The sequence below is a fragment of the Paenibacillus gyeongsangnamensis genome, from assembly GCF_027533625.1.
Taxonomy (GTDB): Bacteria; Bacillota; Bacilli; order Paenibacillales; family NBRC-103111; genus Paenibacillus_G; species Paenibacillus_G gyeongsangnamensis.
Window position 1 is genome coordinate 160694 of sequence record NZ_JAQAGZ010000015.1, and the last position, 17900, is coordinate 178593.

The 17900-nt window shown below is 55.4% G+C and carries 17 protein-coding genes and 3 pseudogenes; 16 read left to right on the forward strand and 4 right to left on the reverse strand.

Features of this window, described 5'->3' with window-relative positions; translation table 11 throughout:
* Nucleotides 1-2: 2 nt before the first annotated feature.
* The 14 genes and pseudogenes from qoxB to O9H85_RS22500 all read left to right on the forward strand — a co-directional run bounded on the left by qoxB (nucleotide 3) and on the right by O9H85_RS22500 (nucleotide 11484).
* Nucleotides 3-1973 carry a cytochrome aa3 quinol oxidase subunit I gene (qoxB, locus tag O9H85_RS22435; RefSeq protein WP_269883653.1) on the forward strand — a complete coding sequence of 657 codons (1971 nt, stop codon included), beginning with the start codon at nucleotides 3-5 and terminating at the stop codon, nucleotides 1971-1973.
* Nucleotides 1973-2581, forward strand: a complete 609-nt coding sequence (gene cyoC, locus O9H85_RS22440; protein WP_269883654.1) for a cytochrome o ubiquinol oxidase subunit III — start codon at nucleotides 1973-1975, stop codon at nucleotides 2579-2581. The genes qoxB and cyoC overlap by 1 nt, the downstream gene beginning before the upstream one ends.
* Nucleotide 2582: 1 nt before the next feature.
* Nucleotides 2583-2921 (forward strand): cytochrome o ubiquinol oxidase subunit IV, encoded by a 339-nt coding sequence (gene cyoD / locus O9H85_RS22445; protein WP_269883655.1) that lies wholly within the window; start codon nucleotides 2583-2585, stop codon nucleotides 2919-2921.
* A gap of 255 nt (nucleotides 2922-3176) precedes the next feature.
* Nucleotides 3177-3497: a hypothetical protein gene (locus O9H85_RS22450; RefSeq protein WP_269883693.1), complete on the forward strand. Its 321-nt coding sequence runs from the start codon at nucleotides 3177-3179 to the stop codon at nucleotides 3495-3497.
* Nucleotides 3498-3843: 346 nt separating this feature from the next.
* A pseudogene (locus O9H85_RS22455) lies at nucleotides 3844-5378 on the forward strand (spore germination protein).
* A gap of 94 nt (nucleotides 5379-5472) precedes the next feature.
* Nucleotides 5473-6403 (forward strand): annotated as a pseudogene (locus tag O9H85_RS22460) (GerAB/ArcD/ProY family transporter).
* Nucleotides 6400-7506: a GerAB/ArcD/ProY family transporter gene (locus O9H85_RS22465; protein ID WP_269883656.1), complete on the forward strand. Its 1107-nt coding sequence runs from the start codon at nucleotides 6400-6402 to the stop codon at nucleotides 7504-7506. The pseudogene O9H85_RS22460 and the gene O9H85_RS22465 overlap by 4 nt, the downstream one beginning before the upstream one ends.
* Entirely contained in the window at nucleotides 7503-8756 is a 1254-nt protein-coding gene (locus O9H85_RS22470) for a Ger(x)C family spore germination protein (RefSeq protein ID WP_269883657.1), read from the forward strand. Before O9H85_RS22465 ends, O9H85_RS22470 begins: the two co-directional genes overlap by 4 nt.
* Nucleotides 8753-8980: a hypothetical protein gene (locus O9H85_RS22475; protein WP_269883658.1), complete on the forward strand. Its 228-nt coding sequence runs from the start codon at nucleotides 8753-8755 to the stop codon at nucleotides 8978-8980. Before O9H85_RS22470 ends, O9H85_RS22475 begins: the two co-directional genes overlap by 4 nt.
* Before the next feature lie 12 nt (nucleotides 8981-8992).
* Nucleotides 8993-9148, forward strand: a complete 156-nt coding sequence (locus tag O9H85_RS22480) for a hypothetical protein (protein WP_269883659.1) — start codon at nucleotides 8993-8995, stop codon at nucleotides 9146-9148.
* Between the two features lie 137 nt (nucleotides 9149-9285).
* Entirely contained in the window at nucleotides 9286-9894 is a 609-nt protein-coding gene (locus tag O9H85_RS22485; protein WP_269883660.1) for a TetR/AcrR family transcriptional regulator, read from the forward strand.
* A 128-nt stretch (nucleotides 9895-10022) separates the two neighbouring features.
* Nucleotides 10023-10145 carry a YjcZ family sporulation protein gene (locus O9H85_RS22490; RefSeq protein WP_269883661.1) on the forward strand — a complete coding sequence of 41 codons (123 nt, stop codon included), beginning with the start codon at nucleotides 10023-10025 and terminating at the stop codon, nucleotides 10143-10145.
* Nucleotides 10146-10339: 194 nt separating this feature from the next.
* Nucleotides 10340-10609 carry a hypothetical protein gene (locus O9H85_RS22495; RefSeq protein WP_269883662.1) on the forward strand — a complete coding sequence of 90 codons (270 nt, stop codon included), beginning with the start codon at nucleotides 10340-10342 and terminating at the stop codon, nucleotides 10607-10609.
* Nucleotides 10610-10707: 98 nt separating this feature from the next.
* Nucleotides 10708-11484, forward strand: a pseudogene (locus O9H85_RS22500) (alpha/beta hydrolase).
* A gap of 91 nt (nucleotides 11485-11575) precedes the next feature.
* On the opposite strand, the gene O9H85_RS22505 reads toward O9H85_RS22500, so the two are convergent.
* The 4 genes from O9H85_RS22505 to O9H85_RS22520 form a co-directional block, all read right to left on the reverse strand.
* Nucleotides 11576-11800, reverse strand: a complete 225-nt coding sequence (locus O9H85_RS22505; RefSeq protein WP_269883663.1) for a hypothetical protein — start codon at nucleotides 11798-11800, stop codon at nucleotides 11576-11578.
* A 157-nt stretch (nucleotides 11801-11957) separates the two neighbouring features.
* Nucleotides 11958-13331, reverse strand: a complete 1374-nt coding sequence (locus O9H85_RS22510; RefSeq protein ID WP_409348183.1) for an ABC transporter substrate-binding protein — start codon at nucleotides 13329-13331, stop codon at nucleotides 11958-11960.
* A 115-nt stretch (nucleotides 13332-13446) separates the two neighbouring features.
* Entirely contained in the window at nucleotides 13447-14268 is an 822-nt protein-coding gene (locus O9H85_RS22515; RefSeq protein WP_269883665.1) for a carbohydrate ABC transporter permease, read from the reverse strand.
* A complete protein-coding gene (locus tag O9H85_RS22520; protein WP_269883666.1) occupies nucleotides 14265-15215 on the reverse strand; it encodes a carbohydrate ABC transporter permease in 951 nt (316 codons plus the stop codon). Before O9H85_RS22520 ends, O9H85_RS22515 begins: the two co-directional genes overlap by 4 nt.
* A 342-nt stretch (nucleotides 15216-15557) precedes the next feature.
* Between O9H85_RS22520 and O9H85_RS22525 the strand changes: the two genes are divergently transcribed.
* The gene (locus O9H85_RS22525; protein ID WP_269883667.1) at nucleotides 15558-17207 is read left to right on the forward strand and encodes a serine/threonine-protein kinase; all 1650 of its coding nucleotides are present in this window, start codon (nucleotides 15558-15560) and stop codon (nucleotides 17205-17207) included.
* The gene (locus tag O9H85_RS22530) at nucleotides 17204-17896 is read left to right on the forward strand and encodes an SAF domain-containing protein (RefSeq protein WP_269883668.1); all 693 of its coding nucleotides are present in this window, start codon (nucleotides 17204-17206) and stop codon (nucleotides 17894-17896) included. The genes O9H85_RS22525 and O9H85_RS22530 overlap by 4 nt, the downstream gene beginning before the upstream one ends.
* The last annotated feature ends 4 nt before the right edge of the window (nucleotides 17897-17900 follow it).

The following is a 17900-nucleotide window of genomic DNA, read 5'->3' on the forward strand; positions in this document are numbered from 1 at the left end:
CTATGATCGAGCAAATCAAAGACTTCGCCTCCCACTTCTTTGTTACCGGCGACCCGCTCATTTACGGCGCGGACGTGGCGATCGGTCTGACGATGGTGACGGTCGTCGCCGTCCTTACGTACTTCAAGAAGTGGGTATGGCTTTGGAAAGAATGGCTGACTACGGTTGACCATAAGAAGATCGGCATCATGTACTTGATCGCCTCGCTGCTCATGCTGTTCCGCGGCGGCGTGGACGCCCTGCTCATGCGGCTGCAGCTCGCTTTGCCGAATGTACAGTTTCTGAATGCGGAGCATTATAATTCCGTCTTCACCACGCACGGTACGATCATGATCCTGTTCATGGCGATGCCGATGATGTTCGCCTTGTTCAATATCGTCGTTCCGCTCCAGATCGGCGCGCGCGACGTCGCCTATCCTTACCTGAACGCACTCAGCTTCTGGCTCTTCTTCTGGGGAGCGATGCTGTTCAACCTGAGCTTCGTTATCGGGGGATCGCCGGACGCCGGTTGGCTCAGCTATCCGCCGCTCTCGGAGATGTCACACAGCCCGGGCGTCGGAGAGAACTTCTACATCTGGGGCATTCAGATTTCCGGTATTGGGAGTCTTGCGACCGGAATTAACTTTCTCGTTACGATTCTGAAGATGCGCTCTCCGGGCATGAAGCTGATGAAGATGCCGATGTTTTCCTGGTCCGTCTTCTCCACCAGCATCATTATTATTTTCGCCTTCCCGATTCTAACGGTGACGCTGGCGCTGCTCTTCATCGACCGCTTCGCCGGAGGACATTTCTTCACGATGACAGGCGGGGGCAACCCGATGATGTATGTCAACCTGATCTGGATGTGGGGTCACCCCGAGGTGTATATCGTCGTGCTGCCGGCCTTCGGGATTTTCTCGGAGATCGTGGCTACTTTCTCGAGAAAGCGCCTGTTCGGCTACAAATCCATGGTCTTCGCCATGATGATTATCAGTATTCTGTCGTTCTTTACCTGGGTGCATCACTTCTTCACGATGGGCGCCGGGGCGGACGTCAACACGTTCTTCGCGATAACGACAATGTTGATTGGCGTACCGACCGGGGTCAAGGTGTTCAACTGGCTCTTCACGATGTTCCGTGGCCGAATCCGGCTGCAGCAGCCGATGCTGTGGACGCTCGCGTTCATTCCGTGCTTCGTGGTCGGCGGCGCGACGGGGGTCATGCTGGCGGTGGCGCCGGCGGATTACCAGTACCACAACAGCTACTTCCTGATCGCCCACTTCCACCAGGTTCTGATCGGCGGCGTGGTGTTCGGTTACTTGGCAGGGATTTATTATTGGTGGCCTAAAATGTTCGGCTTCAAGCTCGACGAGAAGCTCGGCAAATGGGCGTTCTGGCTGTGGAACATCGGCTTCTATGTTTGCTTCATGCCGCAGTACGCGCTCGGCTTCATGGGCATGACGCGCCGCGTGTACACTTACGGCTGGGATATGGGCTGGGCTCCGCTCAACTTCGTATCGACCATCGGGGCGTTCCTGATGGGGATCGGCTTTATCTTCCAAGTATGGCAAATTGCTTACAGTATCAAAAAGGGCGACCGGGACATCACCGGGGACCCATGGAACGGACGTACGCTCGAATGGTCCATCCCTTCGCCGGCCCCGCTGTATAACTTCGCGGTCGTACCGAAGGGGGATGAGCGGGACGCATGGTGGGAAGCGAAGGAACGCGGCGTAGAGGGAGCGACGATGAATAAAGGCGCTCATCTGGAGCCGATTCATATGCCGAAAAACTCCGGCATTCCTTTCATCATGTCGATCTGCTGGTTCGTGGCCGGCTTCGGCTTCGTCTTCGGCTGGTTGTTCTTCGCGATTCCGGGACTCATCGGCGTCGCCCTGTGCCTCTTGGCCCGTTCGTTCCAGTATGACACGGATTATTACATTCCCGTGGAGGAAGTCCGTTCCACGGAAGCGTCGCTGGGGAGGTCGTTATAATGGCGCAAACAGCCGCTCACGCTCAGCACGAGCATCATGAGCACCATGTAGATCAAGAAGGCCTGAAGGTACTGGGCTTTTGGATATTTCTCGTTACCGACTGTCTGCTCTTCGGGACGTTGTTCGCTACGTATGTCGTGCTCCGCACCCATACGGACGGCGGCCCGATCGGCAAAGAAATTTTTGAAATGCCGGGCGTGATCGCCGAAACGTTCATATTGCTGACAAGCAGCTTCACCAGCGGTCTCGCGATGCTTGAGATGCACAAGGGGAACCGCAAAGGTCTTATCGTCTGGCTGATCGTAACCGCGATTCTGGGTCTGGCGTTCGTAGGTCTCGAAATCAACGAGTTCGCGAAGCTGGCTGCCGACGGAGCGACCATCTACCGAAGCGCCTTCCTGTCGTCCTTCTTCACGCTGGTCGGCACCCACGGCTTGCACGTGTCGGTCGGTATCGTCTGGATGATCGGCATCATGATTCAGCTCTCGCGGCACGGCATTACGCCCGTGACGACCCGCAAAGTAACGATCATCGGGCTGTATTGGCACTTTCTCGACGTGGTATGGATCTTCTTGTTCACGGTCGTATATTTGATGGGGGTGATGTAGCATGGCTCAGCCGCATTCGCAGCATCACGGGCATGGGCATGAGCAGCAGGGACACGGTTCGTTCAAGAGCTACGTGATCGGTTTTATCCTGTCCATCGTGCTGACCATTATTCCCCTGGTGCTGGTCATGAACCACATGCTGTCCAAAATTCCGCTCCTGATCCTGATCCTTGTGATGGCGGTGCTTCAATTCCTCGTGCAGCTGTTCTTCTTCATGCACATCCGCGAGGGGGAGAAGCCGCGGTATAACGTGATGACGCTCATTCTGGGTCTGGTGATCGTATTCACGATCGTGGCCGGCTCGGTATGGATCATGTCCTTCAACTCGCAAGTCCAGTAAATTCGCTTAATGAAGCCTTCGGTCATGGAATCCATGGCCGGAGGCTTTTTCAATTGAAAAGAATTTATATCCCGAGCCGAGGGCTGGAGTCTATTTTTCGGGCGGTTGGGTAAATACCGTGTTCCCTATAGGTAGATCTCCATAGACTGATGGTGTGTTCGATAGGAACACTTTACCTGATTTGAACCTTGCGGGGGCGGCAGCCGTGACCGGTTGTCTGTGCATCCGCTACATTCTACGGAGGTGTCCGAATCAATGGAAAACATTAGCCCGCTCGGAATGCACAAACCAATGCCTTACCCAAACATGATGCCTACAGCTGTTTCGCCAATGGCTGCAGGGCCTGCCAACATTGCGCCAATGGCTGTAGGGCCTGCCAACATTGCGCCCATGGCCGCTGCACCGATGATGCCCTACCCGGCTCCTGTCAACGTTCATACCAGCTATGAAGAAATCAACATCTACGCGCCAAAGAAGCATTACTTTCATGGCTATCCAGGATGGACATCGGTAGGCGTCATCCTTGTGCTCTACATCTTGCTGGTTATCGTGCTACGCGGCTTGCACCGCTTCTAACGGGCGGATCCGCGCAGGCGGTCTTGCCGGGTAAGTGAAACTGAACCGGATCCACCGCCGCTGCGCCAAGGCTCCCTGTCGGCAGGGAGGGCAGGGAGCCTTGCGAAGGTGGAAAGTATAACGACAGGCCCAGTGACTTACAGGGCGTTAAAGCGCTCATAGAATCGAATACATAGTTAGTAAGCTTAATAAAAGACATCTGAACGAAGGGGTTGCTGTCAAGCAGCTCCTTTTATATTTCTTGACCTCGCCCTTGCTTGCTAGTGATGCATAAATTTCCTCATTCTAACAAAAAATAGGATCGTTTTATCGAGAGAAGGGGCAGATTATATTGTTGTTTCACAAGTTGCTTCTAAAGTCCAGACAACTGAAAAAGGAACAGACGGTCACGACTGAGCAAAATCCGCTTTCAACGGATTTGAACGAAAATTTGCGAGTTTTTCACTCAGTCTATGCCGATTGTTCGGACGCCGTCTTTCGTACCTTTGTGATTGGCGGAACCAAAAACGCGGCTCTGATCCACATAGACGGCCTGTCCAACATAGAGGAGATCGATCGGAGTGTACTCGCCCCGCTCATGCAGGAGAAGGAGGCGGGATCCGACAATCTTAAAGCGATGTTTGACCAAAGGCTGTCCGTCGCCAAGATTAAGGAAGTCCTGACGTTCGCCGATTGGAACAAATTTCGTTAGGAAATCCCGTACTTTTGGTGGATCAAGAAAATCGGGGGTTTTCTTTGGGGCTCGGCAAATGGGAGAAGCGGGGAATCGAAGAGCCGGTCGCCGAAGCGGTTCTGAGGGGCCCCAGGGAAGGATTTACAGAAACGTTGTCGGTGAATATGTCCCTGCTGCGCAGAAAGATCAGAACCCCCGAGCTGAAAATGAAATCGATGCAAATCGGGCGCCGTACCCGGACGGAGGTCGTTATCTCCTACATGGAGGGGGTCGCCGAGCAAACTTTGATTGAAGAGGTCAAGACCAGGCTGCAGCGAATTGATATCGACGGCGTGTTGGAAAGCGGATATATCGAGGAGATGATTGAAGACAATTCCTTTTCCCCGTTTCCTCAAATCTTGAATACGGAACGGGTCGATGTTGCCGCTTCTTCCCTGCTCGAAGGACGTGTCGTCATTTTGACTGACGGGACTCCCTTTGCCCTGATTGCTCCAATTACGTTTTTTTCGCTGCTTCACTCGGCGGAAGATTATTACCAACGGTTCATGATCGGCACAGCCATCCGCTGGCTGCGCTATATCTTTCTTGCGATCTCGATGCTTCTTCCTTCGCTCTATGTGGCGGTTCTTACATTTCACCATGTGATGGTGCCAACGACGCTCCTGATCAGCATGGCGCGATCCCGGGAAGAGATTCCGTTTCCGGCGCTCGTGGAAGCACTTATAATGGAGGTCACTTTCGAAGCGCTGCGGGAAGCGGGTGTCAGGCTGCCGAAACAGGTGGGTGCCGCCGTCAGCATCGTAGGAGCCCTGGTGATTGGGCAAGCGGCGGTGTCGGCAGGCATCATTTCGGCACCGATGGTCATGGTGGTCGCGATAACGGGAATCGCTTCCTTCACGGTCCCGCGTTATAACGCGGGAATCGCGCTCAGGCTGATGCGCTTTCCGATGATTTTACTCGCGGGAACGTTAGGATTACTCGGGGTTATGCTTGGAATTATAGTGACCTACACCCATTTGTGCACCTTGCGTTCCTTTGGGGTTCCGTACCTGAGCCCAATCTCTCCCATGAAGGTCCGCGATATGAGAGACGTATTGATTCGGTCTCCGTGGTGGGCGCTCAATACAAGACCTCACTTAACGGGGGAAGGGGACCAGTACCGGCAAGCTCCCGGACAAAAACCGGGGCCGACCAGAGGAAGCGAATAGAAGGCAGGTGCACGAACATCGTACACCCGTCGAGGGAGGCGAAGGAACAATGATCGAGAAAGGCCGGATTTCGGCAGTTCAGATGGCCGTCATGATGTATCCGGTTGTGGTGGCAACGGGAGATCTCTTGCTGCCTGCCATTTCGGCGAAGGCGGCAGGGCGGGACATGTGGCTGTCCCCGATGTGGTCTTCTCTCATCGGATTTTTGATCGTTTATATCGTATTTCGTTTGAACAAGCTTTATCCGAAAGAGAGCATGATCCAATACACCGATGTTTGTAGTTCTTGGAAGCCTGGTATTGGTCTGCGCCTTCGCCGTACGCGGAGGTTTGGAGGTAGTAGCAAGAGCCGCCCAATTCTTCGTGCCTATTTTGATTCTTTTATGGGTATTGATCATCGCCATGCTGATTCCTGACTTAAAACCGAATCTTATGTTTCCGATTATGGAGAAGGGGATGCTGCCGTCCATCAAAGGGGCGCGTACTCCACATGCTTTTTTCACCAATTTTATTTTAATTTCTTTCCTGCTTCCTTTTTTGACGGACCGGGTAAACGGGATGAAATGGGGAATGATCTCGGTGTTCGGGATTATGGTTACAATGACCGTTCTCAACATTGGGGTTCTGTTCTTGTTCGGGGACATTGCGGCCAGCTTCGCTTTCCCGGTGATGGAAGCTACAAAATACATCAGTATTGCAGACTTTCTTGAACATCTTGAAGTTTTGGTCATGGTGATTTGGGTGGCGGGGGCATTTATCAAAGTCTCAGTCTTCTATTACGTGCTTGTTCTTGGCGCAGCCCAATGGCTGAATCTGTCCGATTACCGGCCGCTAGTATTTCCTTTCGGTTTTCTGTTGGTGTTGATCGGCGTTTGGTCCGCTTCCAATATCGAGGAATTGTCGGGATTTTTAAGAACGATCGTCCCTTTTTACCAAAGCACAATCCAATTGGCGATCCCGCTGCTGCTGTTCCTTATCGCTGTCATACGTAAGGGCGTACCCGGAAGAAAAGGGGTGAGCGGGTGATTGAGAAGGGTAAAATCTCCTCGTTCCAGATGGCAATCATGATGTACCCGACCATATTGGCAACGGCGCTTTTACTCTTGCCGGGCATTACGGCGGCGCGCGCGGGCCGCGATATGTGGCTGTCTCCCGTTTGGGCCTCCCTCGCCGGCTTTCTTGCCGTGTATCTTGCCTATAGGCTGAACCGGTTATATCCGAAGGAATCGATCATCCAATACAGCGGGCATATTGTCGGCAGGACTCTGGGCAAGGCGATCGGGCTTATCTACCTGTTCTTTTATCTGCACACCACCGGGATCATCTTGCGGGAGTACGCGGAGTTCATCCTTTCGAGCTATCTCTTCAAGACCCCGATAATTATAGTTATCGGCAGCATGGTCATCGCCTGTTCTTTAGCAGTAAGGGGCGGAGTGGAAGTGCTGGGAAGGATCGCCCAGACCTTCGTTCCCATCTATATTGTTCTCTTGATGCTCATGATGATCATGCTCTTGCCTGAACTCAAGACGGATAACATGCTTCCGGTTATGGGGAAAGGGATCGTGCTATCGATGCTGGGAGCCGTTACGCCGTCTAGCTGGTTTATTGGCGAATTCATTCTGATGTCTTTTCTGCTGCCGGTTGTGACCGATCGGGAAAAAGGGCTGAAATGGGGCATCATCTCCACGTTTGCCATCATGCTGACCATGGTTTTTACCAATCTGATCACCCTGTTTATATTCGGGGATATTACGTCAACTATAACTTACCCGGTAAATGAAGCGGCGCGCTGGATTAGACTGGCGGATTTTTTTGAGCATGTCGAGTCTATCGTGATGGTGATTTGGATGGCAGGGACGTTTGTCAAAATATCGGTATACTTTTACGCGCTTGCCGTCGGCACTGCTCAATGGCTGAATCTCTCCGACTACCGGCCGGTCGTGCTGCCGCTCGGTTATCTCGTGGCGCTGTTCGGGATTTGGTCCTTCTCCAGTCTCCAGGAAATGGCTCATTTTCTCGGAACGACAGGCACTTTTTACCCTGCGTCGGTGCAAACGGTGGTTCCGATCGTGCTGCTGCTCGTATCCGCCATAAGAAAAGGAGATCGGCAAGGGGGATTTAAGAGTTGAACTTCTTTTCTCCAGGCAACAAGTCCAGAGCGCTTCTGATCACGTTCCTTTGTGCGTCCGTTCTGCCGCTTGCCGGATGTTGGGACCGAAAGGAATTGAACGATGTTGTCCTGATCATGGGGGCAGGCATCGACAAGAAAGGGGACAAGATTGAGGCTTCGGTTCAACTTACGGTTCCGAGAGCCATGGGCGGCGGGGAGCAGTCACTGGGTGGAGGAGGCGGAGGCGGCGGAAAAGAAAAGCCGTCGCTCGTGAGATCGGCAACCGGCGTCACGGTTGCCGATGCGATGGCGAGGCTTCAGGAAAAGGTCCCGCGCAAACTCTTTTGGGGGCATACGAAAATCCTTGTCATCGGCGAAAAGCTGGCGAAGGAAGGCATTCGGGAGTACATGGACTACATAGCCCGCCACCCGGAGCCTCGCTTGCGCATGTTTGTTTTTGTCAGTAAGGGCAAGGCGGCGGATATACTGGATACGATCCCGAAATTAGAAAGAGAGTCGGCGGAAGCCGCCCGGGAAGAGGCCAAATTCCGATTCGCGATGCAAGTGACGTTCAAAGATTTGATGCAAATGTTTAGGGGCGACTCGGGCGCGGCCGCTCTGCCTTGGCTCGAAATGGTGCCCGGAAGACCGGGCGGAACCGAATCGGTGCTCCGTCTTAACGGAACCGCTGTTTTCAAGAAGGATAAAATGGTCGGATATATCGACGATGAGGTGACGAGAGGGGTTGTGTGGCTGAGAAACGAGATCAAAACAGCCACGATCACGATTGAGCCGAAGGAGGCGGAAGGGCATATTTCCTTTGTAATGCTTCGGGCCACCACGAAGCTGATTCCGCAAATTTCAGGCGGAACTTGGAAAATGACGGCTAAGCTCGAGACGGAAGACGATATCGTCGAAAATACGACCAGCCTGAATATGATGAATCCGACCGTTGTGAAATTACTAGAGCAAGAAGCCGAAAAAGACCTCGAAGAGCGCACCCGTAAGGCGCTCGATGAAGGACAGAAAAAGCTGAAGGCCGACATCTTCGGCTTCGCGGAGGCATTTCACCGCAAGTACCCGAAGCAGTGGGAAGCGTCGAAAGACCGCTGGGATGAGATTTTTCCCAACATTGACGTTCAATTGGAGTCCAAGGTCCGTATACGCAGACCTGGACTAGCGACCGAACCGCCGGCCGTACCGGAAGAAGAAGTGAAGGCGAAGGAGAAAGAGGTCAAGCAGAAAGAGAAAGAGGTGAAGGAAAAATGAAATGGGGCGCCGTATTGGGTGCGACTGTTATTTTGTTTTTGATGGCTCTTTATGAATGGCCGAAAATGAATCAGGAGCCGAAAAAAGAGAAAGCGGTTTTTGTGTCATTGGCGGCCATGGGATGGATCCTTGCTGTCCTGCTCATTTTCTTCCCGGACATGCCGGGTCCCACGCAGTTGATTGATAAGATCTATAAACCGCTAGGCAGATTAATTGAAAAGTGAGCAATCCGCCGCGTGAACGAAGCAGCGGATCGATTTTACATGGCGGACGCAGCGGCGCTGGCATGCATCTTGGCCGTTTATGCTGCCGTTGGCATCTTGTTCACCGCGCTCCGCAAAGAAGCGGAGGCCCGCGGGGCAGCCTTGCGGCCGGCAGGCTCGAGCGCTTAAGAGCATGGCTAGGCAAGATTCGACCGAGTCCATCGGATGGCCCGGTTTTTTTGATAGGACATGAATGCGCTTTCCCGGCTTGCACTTCCGCTTCTTTCGCCCCATAATTGAGCTTAAGCATGGAAGGGGAGGTCCCTATGGCACAGGCAGAATCCGAAATGAAAATGCGCATATTGTTCGCGGCAAAGAAGCTGTTCGCCAGACAAGGCTTTGACGGGACGAGCGTACGGCAAATTTGTGAGGAAGCGGGAGCTAACGTCGCGCTCATTTCTTATTATTTCGGCGGGAAAGAAAAGGTATACAGGGCGCTGTTCGAATGTTTTTTCCCGGGTCAGCGCATGTCGCAGTACGAGGATTTGTTGAAATCGCCGGTTGAAGGCCTTAAGCTTCTGATCAGCGAAATTATATCTTTCAGCATGAACGACAAAGAGCTCAGCAGCATCATCCAGCAGGAAATGGTCATGGTATCGCCGCGTACCGAGCTGATTGTTTCCTTTACGGGGCCGGTATGGAAGAAGGCGAGGGAGCTGCTGGAGCAGGGCCGGGAGCAAAGCTTGTTTCATTTTGACTCGCTCGATCAGGCGCTGATGATGGTCGTAGGCGTTACCTTGGCCCATAAGAAGCAGAACTGCTACAGCGGGCTGCTGACCGACGGCCCGCCCAAACGGGAAGAGACGGTCGAGAGCGCCGTCCGGTTCGTCTTGCTGGCGCTGGGGGCGGATACGGCTGGAACGGCCCCATCCTGACGTAAATTTCCCGCGGCAGGGGTGCAGGTGTCCATACCAAGCAGACATAACGCCATATACTATCTTGAGCGTCGATGGAGCCGTCTTCCTCCAAAGACTCATCACGAAAGGTGAAGGAGCGGATCACTGTGGGTGGATTTGTTGGCGGAGTAGGCTGCGGCGGTTTAGGATTCGGATTTACAACGACCGGCATTATTCTGGTTCTCTTTATTCTGCTCGTTATCATATTGTCCGCCGGTTTCCTGATCTAACCGGGAACGGGGCAGAGGGCCGGCCTTCGGGGCGGCTCTTTGTGCTATAGGCAGCGCATCCGTCTAGCTGAACGCTGATCTGCAAGACCGGACAAAAGCACCCATAAATCCCGGCTGCACGGGACGGTAGCCTAAGCCCCCGGGCGGGCTTGCTGCATAAGATATAGGGAAACTGGATAACAAAGGTGATACCAATGGATATGAACCGGGTTCCTTACGTGATGAGGCAGGTTAACGAAGGACTGGACGAATTGCTGGTGGCGCTGGGGAAGGTGAACTCCCTTTATGAGTCGGCGAAGCAAGTATCCCCGATGCTCACGGATTTTGCCAAATGGATGTATGCCGCGGAGAAGAGCGCGGGCAAAGCGCGCGTACACAGCGAATCGGCTCCCGGAGGAGCCAAACGCAAGAAAAAGAGCGCGAAACGCAGCGGCAAGAGCGTCGTATATCGCCGGGACTTTTAGTCCGGGCTTTTTTTCATTATTAAAGGAGAAGAGGTTGGCAGCTTCTGCGGGACGCTCTATACTGGAATAAACTGTACCGAAAGGAAATGTGTATCCTTATGGCTTTTATTGACTGCCACTTCTTCTCCGAGACGCTGGGCTTAAGCACTTCGATGTATGTCATTCTGCCGCAGCCTGCATCATCCGGTCAAATCGGGCTGGAATCGCGTGCCGGAAGCGGTAAGCATCCGGTGCTGTTCCTTCTGCACGGACGCTCGGACGATCATACGATTTAGCTGCGCCGCACCTCGATCGAACGGTATGCCTCGGCGCTGGGGCTCGCCGTCGTCATGCCCAATGTACACCGGAGTTTTTATACGGATATGGCCGCGGGCGCTCGGTACTGGGCCTTTATCAGCGAAGAGCTGCCTGCGCTTGCGCGGTCGTTCTTTCCGCTCGCGGAGGAGCGGGAGCGGACGTTCGCCGCGGGGCTGTCGATGGGCGGCTACGGCGCCCTGAAGCTGGGATTGACGCATCCTGAACGCTATGCCGCCGTTGCGAGCTTATCCGGGGTTGCAGACGTGCATGAATTTGCGTTAAAGCATTCGGACCGGCGGGAGTCGGAGCTGATCTTCGGCGACCTGTCGGCTATTCCGGGCAGCGATGCGGATTTGTTCCATCTGGCGAGCCGTCTGGCGGCTTCGGACAAGCCGCGGCCGAAGCTTTACCAATGCTGCGGAACGGAGGATTTCCTGTATGACGGCAACGTGCGGCTCAGAGAGCATCTGCGCGGCGCGGGGCTTCCTCTAACTTATGAGGAAGGTCCAGGGACGCATGAGTGGGGCTATTGGGACCGGCAAATTCAACAGGTGCTGGCTTGGCTTCCGCTAACGTAGCGGTGGAGGAAGAGCCGAGGTCCGCCTTCGGCTGCCTGCGGGAGAAGCGGTAAGACCGAAAGGCGGAGCAACCCGGGACATGTGATGAGGCCTATCTTTTTCTGCGTTTGACCTTCTTGGCTGCTATGGTTGCGTTGCAGAACTCATCTTTCACCGATACGCAAAAAAGATGGTTCGGAACCGGAACGCAGTGATGGCGGTTGACGATTTCGATCGGATGAATGACGTTGACGATTTGAGGATGGAAGAAATCCTGAAAGACGCGTACCGGCGGATCGAATACCTCTCTTGTCGGACAATGCGGATGACAAGACATGAGCGAGTCACTCCTTTCGGTGATTTGATTTATCCTATGAGCAGGGGATCGGTTTGGACTAGACTTCTTCCCATAGACTAACGGCATTCCGCTAAAAAGGCCCCCGTCTTCGCTTGCGGAGCAAGCGAAGACGGGGGCCTTGCTGAGACCGGAAAGCTTATTTGCTTACCGTTTTGTTGTACGTTGCAATTTTCGCTGTAATCTCCTTGGCCGCGCCGTCCAGCGCGTCTTTCGGGGATTTTTTGCCGTTCAAGGCCTCTTCGATGGCGGTCTCGGTCAGCTGGCGAGCTTCCGGGAATACGCCCATGACGGCACCTTGCGTCGCTTTGATCGCTTTCGTTTGATGCAGCTGGTCAACGGCCGTTTTGAACTGCGGATACTTCGCCATGTTGTCCTTCACGCTCTGCTCGTCGTAGGCTTTCTTCGTGATCGGGAAGTAGCCGGTGTTGACGTGCCAGTAAGCCTGCTGCTTCGCATCGGCAAGGAACTTCATGAACTCCCATGCGCCCTTCTGCTCGGCTTCGGATCGGTTGTTCAGAATGTAATTGCTTGCGCCGCCGACGATCACGCCGCCGTCTTTCGCGCCGGCCGGCTTCGGCAGGAAGCCCGTTCCGACCTCGAATTTGCCTTGGGCTCCGTTAACGATCCCGAACAGGGAGCCTGTGGAGTCAAGCGTCATCGCGATTTGTCCGGCGAGGAAAGCTTTTTTGGTATCGTCGGTTTTGCGTCCCATATTGAGCATGGACTTGTCGTCCACCATTTGCTTCCACCAGGTGAGGGTTTTCACACCCGCATCCGAGTTCACCTGGGATTCGGTAGCCGGGCTGGTACGGCCGTTGCCGTTGTTCACGAGCTCCGCTCCTTGGTTTGCAAAGAACTGCTCCATGAACCAGCCGTAGATGGCGAACGATCCGCCGGAAACGCCGTCCTTGGACAGCTTCTTCGCGGCGTCGGCAACTTCTTCAAAGGTGGCCGGCGGTTTTTCCGGATCAAGTCCTGCGGCTTTGAACAGGTTTTTGTTGTAGTACAGAACCGGGTTGGACGTATTGAAAGGCATGGAATACAGCTTGCCGTCGTGCGTATAATAGCTGAGAATGTTTTCTTCCAGCTGGGAAACGTCGTATTTGTCGGCATCGATGAATTTCTGTACCGGCGTAATCGCCTTCGTATCGATCATGAACCGGCTGCCGATTTCGTACGTCTGAATCATGGCCGGGCCGCTCTTGGAATCCATGGAAGCTTTCATTTTATTCAAGCTCTCGTCGTAGTTGCCTTGGTAGATAGCTTCGACGACGTAGTTTTTCTGCGATGCGTTGAAGTCGGCAACCAGCTTGTCCACCGCTTTGCCGAGCTCGCCGCTCATGGAGTGCCACCAAATGACTTTCACCGGTTGGCCGGACGTTGGGGCAGCCTTGCTTTCGGAACCGGCTGCAGCCGGTTTGGTCTCGCTGCCGCTTGTCGAATTACCGCAAGCCGCGGTAAACAGCATAGTGGATGCCAAGACGAGGTACGGAATGGCGTTCTTGTTCATAAGCTTCATTTCGGTTGATCTCTCCCTTTTGTATGACTCTTTTTTATAGGCAGAACGCCTGTTCCGCGTAAACGGAGGGCAGCGTGCTACAACAAGGTTGCGGCGACCGGAGCGGTCAGCCTTTGACGGCTCCGGCCGTCATCCCGCGGACGAGCTGCTTCAGCCCGAGCACGAGCAGAATGAGGGATGGCAGGAGCACGGTAACGATTCCGGCCATGACGAGGTTCCAGGATGTATTTTCCTCGAACTGGAGCATGCCGATGCCGATCTGGACCGTACGCATGGCCGGGCTGTTCGTGACGAGCAGCGGCCAAAGGTACATGTTCCAGTGGGTAAGGAACGAGTACACGGCTAACGTTCCCAAGGCGGGACGCGCCAGCGGCAGCACAAATTGCACGAAGCTGCGGACGTGGCCGCAGCCGTCGATCCTGGCCGCCTCGAACAGCTCGTAAGGCAGCTGCAGGAAAAATTGCCGCAGCAGGAACGTGCCGAAGGCCGACGCCAGGAACGGCGCGATGAGCGCCTGGTAGCTGTCGAGCCAGCCCCAGCTTTTGACCGTAAGGTAGTTCGGGATGACCGTCACTTCCCACGGAATCATCATCGTGGAGAGGAACAGCGCGAACAGCAGGCTTTTGCCCCGGAACCGGAGGAAAGCGAAAGCATAGGCTGCGAGGCTCGCCGTCAACAGCTGTCCGACCATGATGGACGCGGAGACGAGGAAGCTGTTGCCGATGAATTTGAACACCGGTATCGTCCGGGTGACATCCAGGTAATTATGCCAGTGTAGTCCGCCCGGCAGCAGCTTCGGCGGGAAAGTGGCCGACTCGGCGGATGTCATGAACGATGAGGACACCGTGAACAGCAGCGGATACAGCATCAGCAGCGCGGCCAGCGTCAGCAGCGCGTAAACTGCGGTATTTTGCAGACGGGAGGTCATTGATAATGCACCTTCTTTTCAAGGAAACGGAATTGGATGAACGTCAGCACGAGAATGATCGCGAACAGAACGAGCGCTTGCGCACTGCCGGTGCCGAACCGGAAGTTCACGAAGGCATCCTGGTAAATGTTGTAGACGACGACGTCAGTGCTGTTCATCGGACCGCCCTTGGTCAGGATATGGATCTGGCCGAACGTTTGGAATGCGCCGATCACCGATACGACACTTACGAAAAACAGCGTAGGCGATACGAGTGGAAGCGTCAGCTGGAAGAACGTTCGCAGCGGCCCGGAGCCGTCGATCTTCGCGCTCTCGTAAATTTCTTCGGAAACGCCTTGAAGTCCGCTGAGCAGCACGATGTAGTTAAAGCCGAGATTCATCCATACGGTCATGAGCGAGACAGACAACAGCGCCCAGGCCGGATCCGCAAGCCAGTTCAGCGCGGGAAGCCCAAGCAGCGACAGGAAATAGTTAAGCGTGCCGAGCGTCGGGTGGAACAGAATCATCCACATGACGGAGCCGGTACCGACCGAGACGGCCACCGGAAGCGAGAACACGAATTGGAACAGCCGCATGCCGCGCAGCTTGTTATGGGTAAGCGCCGCAAGGATAAGCGCGAGCAGAATTCCCGTCGGTACGGTCAGCAGGGTGAAGGACAGCGTTACCTTCAGACTCTGATAAAACTTCTCCGAGGCGAAGAGCTCATGATAGTTGTCCCATCCGGCAAAAGCCGCCACCCGGCCCCGCGGGTCCGTCAGCTGGAAGCTGAGGTAGACGGATTTCAGCATCGGGTAGAACAGGAACAAGGCGAACAGCAGCAGTGAAGGCGCAAGGAATATATACGCAAGCAGGTGCTCGCGCCATCTATCGGAGCGCAGGCTGCGGACCTTCGCCGCCGGACGCTGCAGGGAACGCGTTGTGGGTAAATCTTTTTCTAACAGAGACATCATTAACCCCCTCATCTTACTTGTCTAGACTTCTAGATTATATTGGGGACTTGTTATCTCTGAATCAAAGGAATGTAAATTCATTGTTAATTTGTCGACACGGATTTATAATTTATTTATACGAAACAGTATGTAGTCGGGGTTTGCCGAGCGGTATATATGAACGGAATAAAATTGGGAGAAAAAAGAAAATTTTGTTGCATTCTGGAGAATCTTGTGCTAATTTAATAGCAATAGAGCAACCGGGTGCGGACGAGCCGCCTTATGACATGACATGAGTCATGCGTGAGGCGGCTCTTTTGTCGTGCATGGACGGAAGGCGGAGCAGCGGGAGGTGCGGGTTTGAACGAGCGGAACAGGGGAATGGAGCCGGGTCAGGTGCTTGCGGGCAGGTACCGGCTGATCCGGTCGCTTGGATGCGGCGGGATGAGCCGGGTGTTCCTGGCAGAGGATTTGAAGCTGCCGGGCAAGCTGTGGGCGGTGAAGGAAGCGTATGCGGGACTGCAGGAGGGAGATCGCGGCATCGGTGAAGCTTCCCGGCAGCTGGAGATACTGCGCAGGGAAGCGGAGACGATGAGCCGGCTGCGGCACCCGAATTTGCCGGATATTGTGGATTATGTCCAGGCCGGGGCAGCCGGAAGGATGTATCTCGTGATGGACTATATCGAGGGCGAAACGCTGCAGGAACGCTTCGACCGGTTGGGGAAGCGGGTCACGGAAGCGCAGGCGGCGGAATGGGGGCTGCAGCTGTGCGAGCTGCTCGACTATTTGCACGGGCTTCGTCCGAATCCGGTCATCCACCGGGATTTGAAGCCATCCAATCTGATGATCGACGCGGGCGGGAGTCTTCGGCTGATCGACTTCGGTACGGCCCGCACATGGAAGGAAGGCCAGCCCGGCGATACCGTGTATGTCGGGACCGTCGGATTCGCCGCGCCGGAGCAGTTCTCGGGCGGACAGAGCGATCCGCGTACCGATCTCTACGGTCTCGGAGCGCTGCTGTATTATTTGTTGTGCGGAGGGGAGCGGTACGACCCGGCGCAGCCGTCTGCGGTCCGGTTACCTGAGGGGATCGGACCGATTGTCCTCCGGCTGCTTGAGCGGAGTCCCGATGACCGGTACCCGAGCGCACGGGCGGTATCGACCGCCATACGCGGGCTTAGCCGGAGCGGCGGGCTGGAGGGGATTCGGGAGGAGGCGGCCGGGGCGATGCCCTGCTTGATTGCGGTTGCCGCGCTCTATCGCGGCGCAGGAGCCACGTTCACGGCACTGGCGCTCTCCCGCGCGCTGCAAGACCGGGCGGTTCCGCATGCGGTGCTAGAACCGCCCACGCCCTCGGCGGAGCTCTATGCGCTGCTGTTCGCAGATAAGCACGCCCCTCCGGGTTACAACTGCTATACGGCAGCGGAGGGGGATTTATGCGCATCCTGGATCGATGGCGAGACGCTGTGGCTCCCCGCATCGCCGGGCTGGCGGGCAGAAGAGGCCGGCGGTTGTACGGAAGCCTCTTACTGGAAGCGTCTTTTCCGGCAGGTCTCAAGGCCTGTCGTCGTTGCCGACATCGGAGCGGATTGGGAGCAGCCGGCGGTGCGGCCGCTGCTGGAGCAGGCGGACGCGATCGTATGCACCATGGATCCGCACGTGCATAAGCTGGAGCTTCCCGCAGTGAAGAGGCGTTCCCGGCAGCTGCAGGAGTGGAGAGCGGTCGGGAAGCGGGTGTTCGGCGTCGCCAACAAGAGCATTCGCTCGAAGCGGGCGGCGGATTGGCTTCGTCTGCTCCCGCTGAACCCGATTTGCGAGCTGCCGGCGCTGGATGCAGCCTGGATGGCCGAGGCTTCCTGGAGAGGAGAGCTTGCCCAGGATATCCCCGCGGTGCGAAGGGCGCTGGGCAAGGCGCTTGAGCCCTGGATCGTAAGTCTTCTGGAAGACCGCGGTCTATGCGCCGACGTTGGACCGGCTGAATGGAAAGGAAGGAGGAGGAGCTTACATTGAGCCTGCTGCGCAAAGCGCTGTATTACACGCTGATTGTGGGATTGTGCTGCTCCGGTCCGGCATTGCTGCTGCTGTGGAAATACAAGATCGAGCCGAACTGGGGGACCGTGGAGGTTGTGCAGGCATTCAAGAAGGTGGAGCGGGGCGAGGTGCTGACGGCGGACCGGGTGCAGGTCGCCAAGGTCCCGAGAGACTTGCTGGTGGACGGCGCACTGGTGCGCTTGGCGGATGCCGTCGGACGCGAAACAGTGCGGCCGATCCGGGCCGGCGAGCAATTGACGCCCGACATGGTCAATACGCGCCACCTGCAGCCGGGGCAAGGCGAGTGGAATATGCCGCTGCCGCCGGAATGGATCTTCGGAAAGCTGCCGGGCAGCCTGCTGCGCGGCGACCGGGTATCGCTGCTCCTGGTTACGAAGGAAACGGCGGACAAGATGGAGCTGCGGGACGACCCGTCCCGGGAACGGCTGGCCGAGTGGAATATCCCGTACGAGGAGGAAACGAAGCTGAGCGAGATCACCGTCAGCTATGCCAAGGCGGCCAACAATCAGGAAATTGCGGCCTCCGACGAACGGAAGAAGCCGAGCGGAGCCGTTGCCAGCGTGGAGCTCATCGTTACCGATGAGCAGAAGGAGCTGATCCGCAAATACGGAAGCAAGGGCTACCGTTTTCTGATGGTATATCGCTAAAGAT

Bases quoted from the DNA above. Each gene is read 5' to 3' on its own strand.
- qoxB (WP_269883653.1), top strand. From the start codon at position 3: ATGATCGAGCAAATCAAAGACTTCGCCTCCCACTTCTTTGTTACCGGC.
- O9H85_RS22475 (WP_269883658.1), top strand. From the start codon at position 8,753: ATGAAATGGGGCGCCGTATTGGGTGCGACTGTTATTTTGTTTTTGATG.
- O9H85_RS22485 (WP_269883660.1), top strand. From the start codon at position 9,286: ATGGCACAGGCAGAATCCGAAATGAAAATGCGCATATTGTTCGCGGCA.
- cyoC (WP_269883654.1), top strand. From the start codon at position 1,973: ATGGCGCAAACAGCCGCTCACGCTCAGCACGAGCATCATGAGCACCAT.
- O9H85_RS22520 (WP_269883666.1), bottom strand. From the start codon at position 15,215: ATGTCTCTGTTAGAAAAAGATTTACCCACAACGCGTTCCCTGCAGCGT.
- cyoD (WP_269883655.1), top strand. From the start codon at position 2,583: ATGGCTCAGCCGCATTCGCAGCATCACGGGCATGGGCATGAGCAGCAG.
- O9H85_RS22510 (WP_409348183.1), bottom strand. From the start codon at position 13,331: ATGAACAAGAACGCCATTCCGTACCTCGTCTTGGCATCCACTATGCTG.
- O9H85_RS22450 (WP_269883693.1), top strand. From the start codon at position 3,177: ATGGAAAACATTAGCCCGCTCGGAATGCACAAACCAATGCCTTACCCA.
- O9H85_RS22515 (WP_269883665.1), bottom strand. From the start codon at position 14,268: ATGACCTCCCGTCTGCAAAATACCGCAGTTTACGCGCTGCTGACGCTG.
- O9H85_RS22505 (WP_269883663.1), bottom strand. From the start codon at position 11,800: ATGTCTTGTCATCCGCATTGTCCGACAAGAGAGGTATTCGATCCGCCG.
- O9H85_RS22495 (WP_269883662.1), top strand. From the start codon at position 10,340: ATGGATATGAACCGGGTTCCTTACGTGATGAGGCAGGTTAACGAAGGA.